Origin of the sequence: Pseudaquabacterium pictum, from assembly GCF_005403045.1 — a bacterium.
In the GTDB taxonomy this organism is placed as follows: Bacteria; Pseudomonadota; Gammaproteobacteria; order Burkholderiales; family Burkholderiaceae_C; genus Pseudaquabacterium; species Pseudaquabacterium pictum.
In genome coordinates this window covers 457,942-469,748 of record NZ_BJCL01000001.1, presented here as the reverse complement: position 1 = coordinate 469,748, position 11,807 = coordinate 457,942, and the positions used below count along the sequence as shown (strand labels likewise).

14 protein-coding genes are annotated in these 11,807 nt (G+C 70.8%); 11 read left to right on the top strand and 3 right to left on the bottom strand.

Annotated features, from left to right (window positions below; all coding sequences use genetic code 11):
• Position 1: 1 nt before the first annotated feature.
• Together FFT10_RS02065 and FFT10_RS02060 are read left to right on the top strand one after the other, a co-directional pair.
• Positions 2 to 1,072 (top strand): OmpA family protein, encoded by a 1,071-nt coding sequence (locus FFT10_RS02065; protein WP_137731099.1) that lies wholly within the window; start codon positions 2 to 4, stop codon positions 1,070 to 1,072.
• 87 nt (positions 1,073 to 1,159) lie between these two features.
• Positions 1,160 to 1,537, top strand: coding sequence for a 4a-hydroxytetrahydrobiopterin dehydratase (locus tag FFT10_RS02060; RefSeq protein WP_137731098.1), 378 nt, complete (start codon positions 1,160 to 1,162; stop codon positions 1,535 to 1,537).
• On the opposite strand, the gene FFT10_RS02055 is transcribed toward FFT10_RS02060, so the two are convergent.
• Positions 1,528 to 2,460, bottom strand: a complete 933-nt coding sequence (locus FFT10_RS02055; RefSeq protein WP_137731097.1) for a ProQ/FINO family protein — start codon at positions 2,458 to 2,460, stop codon at positions 1,528 to 1,530. The two genes, FFT10_RS02060 and FFT10_RS02055, sit on opposite strands and share 10 nt — an antisense overlap.
• Before the next feature lie 74 nt (positions 2,461 to 2,534).
• A complete protein-coding gene (locus tag FFT10_RS02050; protein ID WP_137731096.1) occupies positions 2,535 to 2,819 on the bottom strand; it encodes a cupin domain-containing protein in 285 nt (94 codons plus the stop codon).
• A 228-nt stretch (positions 2,820 to 3,047) separates the two neighbouring features.
• Here FFT10_RS02050 and paaI point away from each other — a divergent pair, with 228 nt between their 5' ends.
• The 9 genes from paaI to paaZ all read left to right on the top strand — a co-directional run bounded on the left by paaI (position 3,048) and on the right by paaZ (position 11,316).
• Positions 3,048 to 3,509: a hydroxyphenylacetyl-CoA thioesterase PaaI gene (paaI, locus tag FFT10_RS02045; protein WP_137731095.1), complete on the top strand. Its 462-nt coding sequence runs from the start codon at positions 3,048 to 3,050 to the stop codon at positions 3,507 to 3,509.
• Positions 3,510 to 3,572: 63 nt separating this feature from the next.
• Positions 3,573 to 4,889, top strand: a complete 1,317-nt coding sequence (gene paaK / locus FFT10_RS02040) for a phenylacetate--CoA ligase PaaK (protein WP_137731094.1) — start codon at positions 3,573 to 3,575, stop codon at positions 4,887 to 4,889.
• A 23-nt stretch (positions 4,890 to 4,912) separates the two neighbouring features.
• The gene (gene paaA, locus FFT10_RS02035; protein WP_137731093.1) at positions 4,913 to 5,923 is read left to right on the top strand and encodes a 1,2-phenylacetyl-CoA epoxidase subunit PaaA; all 1,011 of its coding nucleotides are present in this window, start codon (positions 4,913 to 4,915) and stop codon (positions 5,921 to 5,923) included.
• A gap of 11 nt (positions 5,924 to 5,934) precedes the next feature.
• The gene (gene paaB / locus FFT10_RS02030) at positions 5,935 to 6,234 is read left to right on the top strand and encodes a 1,2-phenylacetyl-CoA epoxidase subunit PaaB (RefSeq protein WP_137731092.1); all 300 of its coding nucleotides are present in this window, start codon (positions 5,935 to 5,937) and stop codon (positions 6,232 to 6,234) included.
• A 10-nt stretch (positions 6,235 to 6,244) separates the two neighbouring features.
• Complete coding sequence (paaC, locus tag FFT10_RS02025; protein WP_137731091.1) at positions 6,245 to 7,018, top strand: 1,2-phenylacetyl-CoA epoxidase subunit PaaC; 774 nt, start codon at positions 6,245 to 6,247, stop codon at positions 7,016 to 7,018.
• Positions 6,910 to 7,539: a 1,2-phenylacetyl-CoA epoxidase subunit PaaD gene (gene paaD, locus FFT10_RS02020; RefSeq protein WP_373282455.1), complete on the top strand. Its 630-nt coding sequence runs from the start codon at positions 6,910 to 6,912 to the stop codon at positions 7,537 to 7,539. The genes paaC and paaD overlap by 109 nt, the downstream gene beginning before the upstream one ends.
• Entirely contained in the window at positions 7,536 to 8,621 is a 1,086-nt protein-coding gene (paaE, locus tag FFT10_RS02015; protein WP_137731089.1) for a 1,2-phenylacetyl-CoA epoxidase subunit PaaE, read from the top strand. The genes paaD and paaE overlap by 4 nt, the downstream gene beginning before the upstream one ends.
• Positions 8,621 to 9,271, top strand: a complete 651-nt coding sequence (locus FFT10_RS02010; protein WP_137731088.1) for a TetR/AcrR family transcriptional regulator — start codon at positions 8,621 to 8,623, stop codon at positions 9,269 to 9,271. The genes paaE and FFT10_RS02010 overlap by 1 nt, the downstream gene beginning before the upstream one ends.
• Positions 9,268 to 11,316, top strand: coding sequence for a phenylacetic acid degradation bifunctional protein PaaZ (gene paaZ / locus FFT10_RS02005; protein ID WP_137731087.1), 2,049 nt, complete (start codon positions 9,268 to 9,270; stop codon positions 11,314 to 11,316). Before FFT10_RS02010 ends, paaZ begins: the two co-directional genes overlap by 4 nt.
• An 8-nt stretch (positions 11,317 to 11,324) precedes the next feature.
• On the opposite strand, the gene FFT10_RS02000 is transcribed toward paaZ, so the two are convergent.
• Positions 11,325 to 11,798 carry a DnaJ family domain-containing protein gene (locus FFT10_RS02000; RefSeq protein WP_137731086.1) on the bottom strand — a complete coding sequence of 158 codons (474 nt, stop codon included), beginning with the start codon at positions 11,796 to 11,798 and terminating at the stop codon, positions 11,325 to 11,327.
• Between the last annotated feature and the right edge of the window lie 9 nt (positions 11,799 to 11,807).

Below are 11,807 nucleotides of genomic sequence, written 5' to 3'. Positions count from 1 at the left end.
GATGACACGCCCACACCGCATCCGCGCCACGCTGCTGGCCGCTACTCTGGCGGCCGCTGCGGCTGGCGCCCTGGCCCAGCCCGTGCTGACCGCACCCGACCAGCGCATCAGCGACCGCGCCATCGCCGCCGACCAGCAGACTTACGAGGCCGTGCAGGCCCGCCTGCGCGCCATCAACGCCGCCGGCCGGCCACTGCGCGACTACCACCTGGCCAAGGCCCAGTGCTGGCTGGACGTCAGCTTCCACGAGTACACCCGCAACGACCGCAGCGCCTTCCCGCAGGCGGCGCTGACCGAGGCCGACGTCCTGGCGCGCGGCATGGAGACGGGCCAACCCCCGCTGGGCATGGACACCCCGCTGTTGGCCGGCGCCGAGCGCCTGCGCCCCGACCTGTGGGCCCTGGCCACCGGCCTGCGCAACCAGCGTGGCTGGCGCTGCGCCCAGGCCAAGGCGGCCTGCGCCGAGGTGGAGCTGGTGCATGCCGGCCATGAGCAGGTGCAGGTCGGTTGGCGCCAGGCCAAGCCGTACGTGCAGATCGCCGAAGACCTGCTCGGCGAGGCCCAGGACCTGGCCGCCCGCTGCGATCCTCCGCCCCCGCCACCGCCGCCGCCGGTGGTGGTGCCTGTCCCACCGCCGCCCCCCGCACCGCCGCCGCCGGCTCCTGTGGAGCTGGGCGCCAGCGTGGTCTTCAACTTCGACCGCCACACTCCGGCCGATGTGCGGGCCTTCAGCCTGCAGCAGCTGCAGAGCCTGGTGGCCCAGGTCAAGGAGCGTGGCCTGGTGGCGCGCCAGCTGGTGCTGATCGGCCATGCCGACCGGCTGAACAGCACCGGCAACGCCGACTACAACCGCGCTTTGTCGGAGAAGCGTGCGGCCACCGTGCGGGCCATGCTGCAGCAGCTGGGCCTGCCCGGCATCTACACCGCCACGGTGTCGCAGGAAGCCGCCGGCGACAGCCGCCAGGTGCAGGACTGCAGCGGCAAGTTCGCCTCGCCGGCCGAGCTGCAGGAATGCCTGCTGCCCAACCGCCGGGTGGAGCTGCGGGTGGTGGCCCTGCCGGCGCCGCGCTGAACCGGGCGGGGCCGATCAGCCCGCCGGCCGCAGGGTCAGGCGGGCGCTGCTAGCCTTGGCGACTTGTTGTTGTGAGGAGGCATTGCCATGACCGTTGCGGCCCAAGCCGTGTTGCCCCTGGCCGAGGTGCAGGCCCACCTGCAGGCCCACCTGCCACGCTGGACGGTGTCTGACGGCGCCATCCGCCGCACGCTGCGCACCGGCGGCTGGAAGGGCACGCTGATGGCCGTCAACACCATCGGCCACCTGGCCGAGGTGGCATGGCACCACCCGGAGTTGCAGGTCAGCTACGCCACGGTGGCGATTGCGCTGAACACCCACGATGCCGGCGGCATCACTGCCAAGGACCTGGCGCTGGCCGCCAAGATCGAGCAGGTGCTGTGCTGGCAGCCGGGCGCCGACCCGGGCGCGGTGCTGGACGGCACGCCCGACACCGACGCCCACCGCTACATCGTCTACGACTGACCCGCCGGCCCACGCGGGCCACGGGGGCCGGCTGTGCCGCCGGGGCGGGCCGGTCGGCGGTCGTCGCGGCGCGGACCGCGGTGGTCAGGGCGCGGGCCGCCGGGGGCGCCAGGGCCGCGCGGCGCACCGGCATCGCGCCGGTTGTCTGGCCGACCCTCGGGCCGCGGGCCACGGCGGTCGTCAAAGCCGCGCGGCGGCGTGGGTGGCGCTTCGGCCGCTTCCTTCTTCGCCTGTTCCAGCAGCGGGTTCAGCACCTCGGGCGTCATGCCCTTGAGCGCGCAGAAATTGGCCATCGTCAGCGTGGTGCGCTGGAAGTCGCGCAGCAGCGCGGCACGCGCCAGGCGGGCCTGCTGCTGCTCGGCCTGCTGCGCCATCTCGGCGCGCTGGGCTTCGCGCTGCTGTTCACGCTGCTGGGCATGGGCCTGCTGTTCCCGCTCACGGGTGAGCTGGCGGCGGCGGGCCAGCTCGGCCACGGCGGCCTGCTTGTGCTCGTCGCTCAGTTCGCCGGCGGGCTGGCCGTCCAGGTCGAAGCGCTGGCTGGCCTTGCTCAGGCCGATCAGGTAGGCGGTGCTGCCGGTGTGGCGGCGGAAGTAGGCCGACAGCGAGGCCTTGCTGAACACACCCGGCACACGGGCCTGGATGTCCTGCTGGATGCGCAGCTTGAACGGCTTGGCCGGGCCGCTGAACAGTGCCGGGAAATGCTGGCGCAGCAGCTCCGCCGTGGCGGCGGGGGTCAGCAGGGGCAGGGCGGGTGCGCTGGTGCCAGGCGCGGTGACATCAGGCGCGGTGGCCTCATGCGCGGCGTCTGCATCGGCTTCTGGGGCATCGCCATGGTCCTCGGCCTCGACCGGCTCGGCGGGGGCAGCGGCGGGCGCTGCATCTTCAGGCAGGGGCGGGACGGGCAGGTCGGTCGGATCGGGCATGGCGGCGCCGCTGGGCGGCAGTGCTGGGTCAATCGCGCATTGTCGCCCGGCGCGGCGGCTTGGCCGCCACGTGATCAGGCCGCGTTGCGGCGGGCCACCCAGAAGGTGGCGCCCTCGGCGCCATAGCGCTCGGCATGCGGCACGTCCCGGTCGAGGGTGAAGCGGTCGCCGGCCTGCAGGTGGCGGGTGTCGTCGGCCACCGTCAGCCACATCTCGCCCTGCACCACCAGGGCGCTGACCGCGAACGGGTGGCTGTGGGTGCCGACCACCGTGTTCGGTGCCCACGGCCGCTCCAGCACCTCGTCGAAGCCCTGGGCCAGCTGGGTGGTCTTGAACTGCGCGAAGCTGGGTGCGGTCATCGGGGCTCCTGATGGTGGGACGCGTCGGAGCGTGAGTATCGCCATCCTGGTCGCGCCTGGCTGGTGCCGGCCCGGCGCAGCCATGCCGTTGGCGATGGCAGCCCTGCAGCATCGGGTAAACACGGGGTGCCTTGACTTGCGTCAGCCGACCGCCACCCGTAACATTGACCGACCGGTTGGTCGAAAGTAATTCCACCACTGGCCAATCCACCGCCGGAGTGCCGCACGATGTCCTCAGTCTCCTCCTCCGATGCCGCCGCTGCCGCCCAGGCCCTGGCCGAGCAGGTGCGTGATGCGATGTGGGTGGGCGACCACGCGACCAAGATGCTGGGCATGCAGATCACCAGCGTCGGCCCGGGCCGCGCCACCATCGAAATGACGGTGCGGCAGGACATGCTCAACGGCCACGCCATCTGCCATGGCGGACTGATCACCACGCTGGCCGACTCCAGCTTCGCCTTTGCCTGCAACAGCTACAACGAGCTGACGGTGGCCTCGGGCTTCACCGTCGACCTGATGGCCCCCGGCCGCCTGGGCGATGTGCTGACCGCCACCTGCACCGAGGTGAGCAAGGCCGGCCGCACCGGCGTCTACGACGTCACGGTGACCAACCAGCGCGGCGAGCGCATCGCCGTGTTCCGCGGCCGCAGTTACACGGCACGCGGCAAGCCCGTGCTTGCCGCTTCCTGATTCGGCAAGCCGGTCATTCCCGCTGCCTGAACCGACCAGACCAGACCCATCCGGAGACAACCGATGCCCGTGCGCACCCCCGCCCCCGGCGACCTGGAGCCGATCGAGACCGCCAGCCGCGATGAGATCACCGCGTTGCAGCTGCAGCGCCTGCAGGCCACGCTGCAGCGCGCCTACGACAACGTGCCGCACTACCGCAACGCCTTCGACCAGGCCGGTGTGCATCCGTCGGACTGCAAGTCGCTGGCCGACTTGGCAAAGTTTCCGTTCACCGGCAAGAAGGACCTGCGCGACCACTACCCGTTCGGCCTGTTCGCCGTGCCGCGCGAGCAGGTGGTGCGCATCCACGCCAGCAGCGGCACCACCGGCAAGCCGACCGTCGTCGGCTACACCCAGAACGACATCGACACCTGGGCGCACCTGGTGGCGCGCAGCATCCGCGCGGCCGGCGGCCGGCGCGGCGACATGGTGCATGTGGCCTACGGCTACGGCCTGTTCACTGGCGGCCTGGGCGCGCACTATGGCGCGGAGAAGCTGGGCTGCACCGTGGTGCCGATGTCGGGTGGCCAGACCGAGAAGCAGGTGCAGCTGATCACCGATTTCCAACCCGACATCATCATGGTCACGCCCAGCTACATGCAGGTGCTGATCGAGGAGTTCCGCCGCCAGGGGCTGGACCCGGCGGCGATGTCGGTGAGCGTGGGCATCTTCGGCGCCGAGCCGTGGACCGAGGCCATGCGCACCCAGATCCAGGCCGATGCCGGCATCAAGGCGGTCGACATCTACGGCCTGAGCGAAGTGATGGGCCCCGGCGTGGCCAGCGAATGCGTGGAGACGCAGGACGGCCCGGTGGTGTGGGAAGACCACTTCTACCCCGAGATCATCGATCCCGAGACCGGCGCGGTGCTGCCCGACGGCAGCGAGGGCGAACTGGTCTTCACCAGCCTGACCAAGGAAGCGCTGCCGATCATCCGCTACCGCACGCGCGATCTCACCCGCCTGCTGCCGCCCACCGCGCGCAGCTTCCGCCGCATGGGCAAGATCGTCGGCCGCTCGGACGACATGCTGATCATCCGCGGCGTCAACGTGTTCCCGACGCAGATCGAGGAGATCGTGCTGCAGAGCCCGAAGCTGTCGGGCCAGTACCAGCTGGTGGTGGGCCGCGACGGCCCGCTGGACACGCTGCAGGTGCGCACCGAACTGAACATCGCCAGCCTGCAGACGCCGGCGGCCGAGATCGACGAACTGAAACGCTGGCTGCAGCACCGCATCAAGACACTGGTGGGCGTGAGCACCACCATCGAGGTGCTGCCGCCCGACAGCATCGAGCGCACCCTGACCGGCAAGGCCCGCCGCGTGCAGGACCTGCGCAAGAACTGAATCCGATCCCACGAAAGGCTCCCATGTACACCCAGGCAATGGACACCATGCCCAAGGAATTGGGCGAGGCGCCGAAGACGCTGCGCTCGGCCGATGAACTGGCGCTGCAGGAACGCTTCGACGCCCGCATCGACGCCGGCGACTTCATCGAGGCCAAGGACTGGATGCCCGACAACTACCGCAAGACGCTGCTGCGCCAGATCAGCCAGCATGCACATTCGGAGATCGTCGGCATGCTGCCCGAGGGCCACTGGATCAGCCGCGCGCCCACGCTCAAGCGCAAGGCCATCCTGCTGGCCAAGGTGCAGGACGAAGGCGGCCATGGCCTGTACCTGTATGCCGCTGCCGAGACCCTGGGCACCAGCCGCGACCAGATGGTGAACGCGCTGCACACCGGCAAGGCCAAGTACAGCAGCATCTTCAACTACCCCACGCTGACCTGGGCCGATGTGGGCACCATCGGCTGGCTGGTCGATGGCGCGGCCATCATGAACCAGGTGCCGATCTGCCGCTGCAGCTATGCGCCCTATGCCCGGGCGATGATCCGCATCTGCCGCGAAGAGAGCTTCCACCAGCGCCAGGGCTTCGACAGCCTGCTGGTGATGATGAAGGACGGCACCGACGCCCAGCGTGCCATGGTGCAGGACGCGGTCAACCGCTGGTGGTGGCCTTGCCTGATGATGTTCGGCCCGCCGGACGACCAGAGCCCGAACAGCGCCCAGGGCATGCGCTGGGGCATCAAGCGGGTCAGCAATGACACGCTGCGCCAGAAGTTCGTCGATGCGACGGTGGACCAGGCCAAGCTGCTGGGCGTGACCCTGCCCGACCCCGACTTGAAGTGGAACGAAGAACGCGGCCATTGGGACTTCGGCGCCATCGACTGGGCCGAGTTCTTCCGTGTGGTGGCCGGTGACGGCCCCTGCAACCAGGAGCGCCTGGCCCAGCGGGTGCAGGCCTGGGACGACGGCGCCTGGGTGCGCGAGGCTGCGCTGGCGCATGCGCGCAAGCAGGCGACCAAGCAGCAAGCGGCCTGAGGGAGACCAAGATGACTGAACCCAACACCCAATCCGAATGGCCGCTGTGGGAAGTGTTCGTGCGCAGCCGCGCCGGCCTGGACCACAAGCACTGCGGCAGCCTGCATGCGGCCGATGCCCAGATGGCCATCCAGCTGGCGCGTGATGTCTACACCCGCCGGCAGGAAGGCTGCAGCGTGTGGGTGGTGCCCAGCGCCGCCATCACCGCCAGCGACCCCGGCGACAAGGCCATGTACTTCGACCCGGCCGAGGACAAGGTGTACCGCCACCCCACGTTCTACAAGCTGCCGTCCGAAGTCGACCACATGTGAGTGGCCCGAGATGACCGCCTCGATCCAACTGCACCACACACCCCAGCTGCAGTACCTGCTGCGCCTGGGCGACACCTGCCTGATCCTGGGCCAGCGCCTGGGCGAATGGACCGGCCACGGCCCGGTGCTGGAAGAAGACATCGCGCTGGCCAACATGGCGCTCGACCTGATCGGCCAGGCCCGCGCCCTGCTGACCCGCGCCGGCCAGACCGAGGGCCGGGCCTTCGACGAGGACCAGCTGGCCTTCCTGCGCGACGAGCGCGACTACCGCAACCCCACGCTGGTGGAGCTGCCGCGCGGCGACTTCGCCTTCACCGTGCAGCGCAACCTGCTGGTGGCCACGCTGCTGAAGCTGCTGTGGCAGAAGCTGGCCGAGTCCAGCGACGCCGAGCTGGCCGCCATCGCCGGCAAGGCGGTGAAGGAGGCGCGCTACCACCAGCAGCATGCCGCCGACTGGGTGGTGCGCCTGGGTGACGGCACCGACGAGAGCCGGCGCCGCAGCCAGGCCGCGCTGGCCCAGCTGTGGCGCTACGTGCCCGAGCTGTTCGAGGCCGACGCGGTGGACGAGGCGGCCGCCGCCACCGGCCTGGGCCCGCGTTGGGCCGATGTGCAGGCCGACTGGCAGGCCGAGGTGGGCGCGGTGCTGGCCGAGGCCGGCCTGACGCCACCGGCCGCATCGGCCTTCCGCAGCACCGGCAAGCGCGGCGTGCACAGCGAGCACATGGGCCCGATGCTGGCCGAGCTGCAGCAGTTGCAGCGCAGCTACCCCGGGGGCGTCTGGTGAGCCAGGCCCCGGTGGCGGCGGGCACACGCACCCAGCGCGCCTGGGCCGTGCTCGCCACCGTGCTCGACCCCGAGGTGCCGGCGCTCAGCCTGCGTGACCTGGGCATCGTGCGCGATGTGCGCGATGGCGGTGCGGCGCTGGAGGTGGTGCTGACGCCCACCTATTCCGGCTGCCCAGCCACCGAGGTCATCACCCAGAGCGTGGTCGATGCCATCGCCGCCGCCGGCCTGGGCCCGGTGACGGTGACGCTGCAGCGCGCCCCGGCCTGGACCACCGACTGGATCAGCGACGACGGCCGCCGCAAGCTGCGCGCGTACGGCATCGCCCCGCCCGGGCCGGTGGATGCCGCTGCCGGCGTGCCGATCCGCCTGGTCGGCCGCCGTGCGGCCCCCGCCATCGCCTGCCCGCGTTGCGACAGCCTGCAGACCGAGCGGCTGTCGGCCTTCGGATCGACCGCCTGCAAGGCGCTGTACCGCTGCCTGGCCTGCCGCGAACCGTTTGAACACTTCAAGCCCCTATGAGCACGCTCTTCCACCCCCTGACGGTGCGCCGCATCGAGCCCGACACCGCCGAGGCGGTGATCGTCAGCTTCGAGGTGCCGGCCGACCTGCGCGCCACCTTCGGCTTCACCCAGGGCCAGTACCTGACGCTGCGCCACACCATCGATGGCCAGGACCTGCGCCGCAGCTACAGCATCTGCGCCGGCGTGGACGATGGCGAGCTGCGGGTGGGCGTGCGCAAGGTGCGCGGCGGGGTGTTCAGCAACTGGATCAACAGCACGCTGCAGCCCGGTGACACCTTGCAGGTGATGGCGCCGCAGGGCCGGTTCTTCGTGCCGCTGGATCCGGCCGCCCGCAGGCACCACGTCGGCATCGCCGGGGGCAGCGGCATCACGCCGATCCTGTCGATCATGAAAACCGTGCTGCAGCGCGAGCCGCTGTCGCGCTTCACCCTGGTCTATGGCAACCGCAGCCTGCAGAGCACCATGTTCAAGGAGGAGCTGGAAGACCTCAAGAACAGGCACATGCAGCGCCTGGTGCTGCACCATGTGTTCAGCGACGAGCCCACCGATTCGCCGCTGAACATGGGCCTGATGAACCGCGACAAGCTCGGCGAGTTCCTGCGCAGCGTGGTGCCGGCCGACGGCATCGCCCATGCCTACATCTGCGGCCCATTCCAGATGAACGACGAGGCCGAGGCCGCGCTGCTGGCCGCCGGCGTGCCGGAAGACCGGGTGCACATCGAACGCTTCGGCGTGGCGCCGCAGGCGGGCGCCGCGGTGGGCGCCGTTGTCCATGAGGCCTTGCCCGGCGATGCCGAGGAAGCCCGCATCGTCATCCTGCGCGACGGTCTGCGCCGCGAGATCACCTTCCGCAAACAGCAGCCCAGCATCCTGGATGCGGCCGCCGCCGCCGGGCTGGAGGTGCCGTTCTCCTGCACCAGCGGCGTCTGCGGCACCTGCCGCGCCAAGGTGGTGGAAGGCGAGGTGCGCATGGAGCGCAACTTCGCGCTCGACAAGGCCGAGGTGGCGGCCGGCTTCGTGCTGTGCTGCCAGGCGCATCCGCTGACCGAGCGGGTGGTTCTCTCCTTCGACGACCGCTGATGGCAAGGGGCCGCGCCTCCGGCTACGACGCCCAGCGGGAGGCCATCCTGCAGCAGGCGGCGGCGCTGTTCGCCCGCCACGGCTACCCGGCCACGTCGATGAACCAGGTGGCCGAGGCCTGCGGCCTGAGCAAGGCCACGCTGTACCACTACTACCGCGACAAGGACGCGATGCTGGTCGCCATCGCCGAAGGCCATGTCACCCGGCTGAAGGCGCTGGTGGACGACGTGGCGGCCCAGGGCCTGGCGCCCGAGGCCCGGCTGCGCCTGCTGATCCACCGCATCGTGGCCGAATACGCCGATGCCCAGAACGCCCACCGGGTGCTGACCGAGGATGTGCGCTTTCTGCAGGACGATGACCGCCAACGTGTGCTGGGCATGGAGCGGGCGGTGGTGGCCGGCTTTGCCGAGGCGGTGGGCGCGCTGCAGCCCGGGCTGGCGCAAGCCGCGCTGGCCAAGCCGGTCACCATGCTGCTGTTCGGCATGATCAACTGGATGTTCACCTGGGTGCGGCCCGGCGGAGAACTGGACCATGATGCGCTGGCCCCGATGGTGGCCAACCTGTTTCTCGGCGGGCTGCCAGCCCTGGCGGCTGGCCATGTGCCTGCGATTCCACCCTCCAACCCCACTGCCGAGGTGACCCCACGATGAGCCACACCCTGCAAAGCCACATCGCCGGCCGCTGGATCGGCAGCCATGCCGCCACCGCGCTGCGCAGCGCCATCAACGGCCAGACGGTGGCCCACACCCATGCCGAGGCCATCGACTTCGCCGAGGCCGTGCACCACGCCCGCCACGTGGGCCTGCCCAACCTGCTGGCGCTCGACTTCCAGCAGCGGGCCGAGCGGCTGAAGGCCATGGCCAAGTTCCTCAACGAGCACAAGGAACAGCTCTACGCCGTCTCGGCCCACACCGGTGCCACCCGCGCCGACAGCTGGATCGACATCGAGGGTGGCAGCGGCACGCTGTTCGCCTATGCCGGCGTGGGCGCCAACGAGCTGCCGTCGGGCAACCTGGTGCATGAAGGCCCGGCCCTGGCGCTGGGCAAGACCAACCAGTTCGCCGGGACCCACATCCTGGTGCCGCGCGGCGGCGTGGCGGTGCACATCAATGCCTTCAACTTCCCGGTGTGGGGGCTGCTGGAGAAGTTTGCGCCCAGCTTCCTGGCCGGCATGCCCTGCATCGCCAAGCCGGCCACCGCCACCAGCTACCTGACCGAAGCCGCGGTGCGCCTGCTGCTGTCGTCGGGCCTGGTGCCCGAGGGCGCGCTGCAGCTGGTGATCGGCAGCACTGGTGACTTGCTCGACCAGCTGAACGGCCAGGACGTGGTCACCTTCACCGGCAGCGCCGACACCGCGGCCCTGCTGCGGGTGCACCCGAACATCGTGCGCCACAGCATTCCGTTCAATGCCGAGGCCGATTCCTTGAACTGCGCCATCCTGGCGCCCGAGTGCACACCCGACACGGCCGAGTTCGCGTTGTTCGTCAAGGAAGTGGCACGCGAGATGACGGTCAAGGCCGGCCAGAAGTGCACCGCCATCCGCCGCGCCATCGTGCCGCGGCAGCACCTGGATGCGGTGGCGCAGGCGCTGCGCGCCCGCCTGGCCAAGGTGGTGGTGGGTGACCCGGCGGTGGAGGGCGTCACCATGGGCGCCCTGGCCAGCCATGCCCAACTGGCCGATGTGAACGCCTGCGTGGCCCAGCTGCGCCACAACCACAACGCCGAGCTGGTGTGCGGCGGCGAGGGCGCCGTGCCGCTGGGCGCCGGCACCGCGCATGGCGCCTTCTTCGCGCCCACGCTGCTGCTGTGCAACGACCCGATGCACAACCACGCCGTGCATGAGATCGAGGCTTTCGGCCCGGTCAGCACGCTGATGGCCTATGAAGGCCTCGATGAAGCCATCGCCCTGGCGGCCAAGGGCCAGGGCAGCCTGGTGGCCAGCCTGGTCACCCGTGATCCGCAGGTGGCCGCCCGCGCCATCCCGCAGCTGGCGATGCTGCATGGCCGGCTGCACATCCTGGATGCCCAGGCCGCGCCCGAATCCACCGGCCACGGATCGCCGCTGCCGCTGCTGAAGCACGGCGGCCCCGGCCGGGCCGGCGGTGGTGAAGAGCTGGGCGGCCTGCGCGCCGTCACCCACTACCTGCAGCGCGCCGCGGTGCAGGGCTCGCCGGCGATGCTGACGGCGGTGACCGGCGAGTTCGTGCGCGGCGCGCCGCCCCTCGACACCGGCGTGCATCCGTTCCGCCGCCACTTCGAGGAGCTGCAGATCGGCGAGAGCCTGCTGACCCACCGCCGCACCGTCGGTGAGGCCGATCTGGTCAACTTTGGCGGCATCTCGGGCGACTACTTCTACATGCACTTCGACGAGGAGGCGGCCAAGGCCAGCCCCTTCGGCGCGCGCATCGCCCACGGCTACTTCGTGCTGTCGGCGGCGGCCGGGCTGTTCGTGTCGCCGGCGCCGGGGCCGGTGCTCGCCAACTACGGGCTGGACACGCTGCGCTTCGTCAAGCCGGTGCTGATCGGCGACACCATCCAGGCGCGGCTGACCTGCAAGCGCAAGATCGACAAGGCGAAGAAGGATGCCAAGGGCCAGGGCCAGGGCGTGGTGGCCTGGGACGTGGAAGTGCGCAACCAGCGCGGTGAACTGGTGGCCAGCTACGACATCCTGACGCTGGTGGCCAAGAAGGGCTGAGGCCCCGGTCAGCGGCGCAGCGATTCCATCCGCAGCGCCAGTGTCAGCTCCACCTGCGCCAGCGCCTGCTGCGCGGCGCGGGTCTCGGCCTCGGTGGTGGCGGCGGCCAGGCGCTGGCGCAGCGCCGCCCGTTCGCGGATCAGCTCCACCTCGTGCGGCACGATGCCGGCGCTCTTGAGCATCTTGAACGGCATGCGCACCTCGTCGGGCGTCTGCTGCCAGCCGTCGTCCTCGGTCAGCGGCTTGCCGTAGCCCTCGGCGCCGCGCAGGTCGCCGCGCTTCTCGGCCTCGGCGATCTGGCGGGCGATCTCGTCGTCCACCTGCCGCGGCGACGGCCCGGCACCCCCGCGGCGGCGGGCCAGCACCTGCACCTGCAGCCGGGCCTCGCTGCGGCCGGCTTCATCGGGCGGGGTCGCAGCCTCGCGCCGGCGCGCGGCGCGCCAGCGCAGCAGCGCGGCCTTCACATCGTCGAGCTTGAACATGCTGGCACG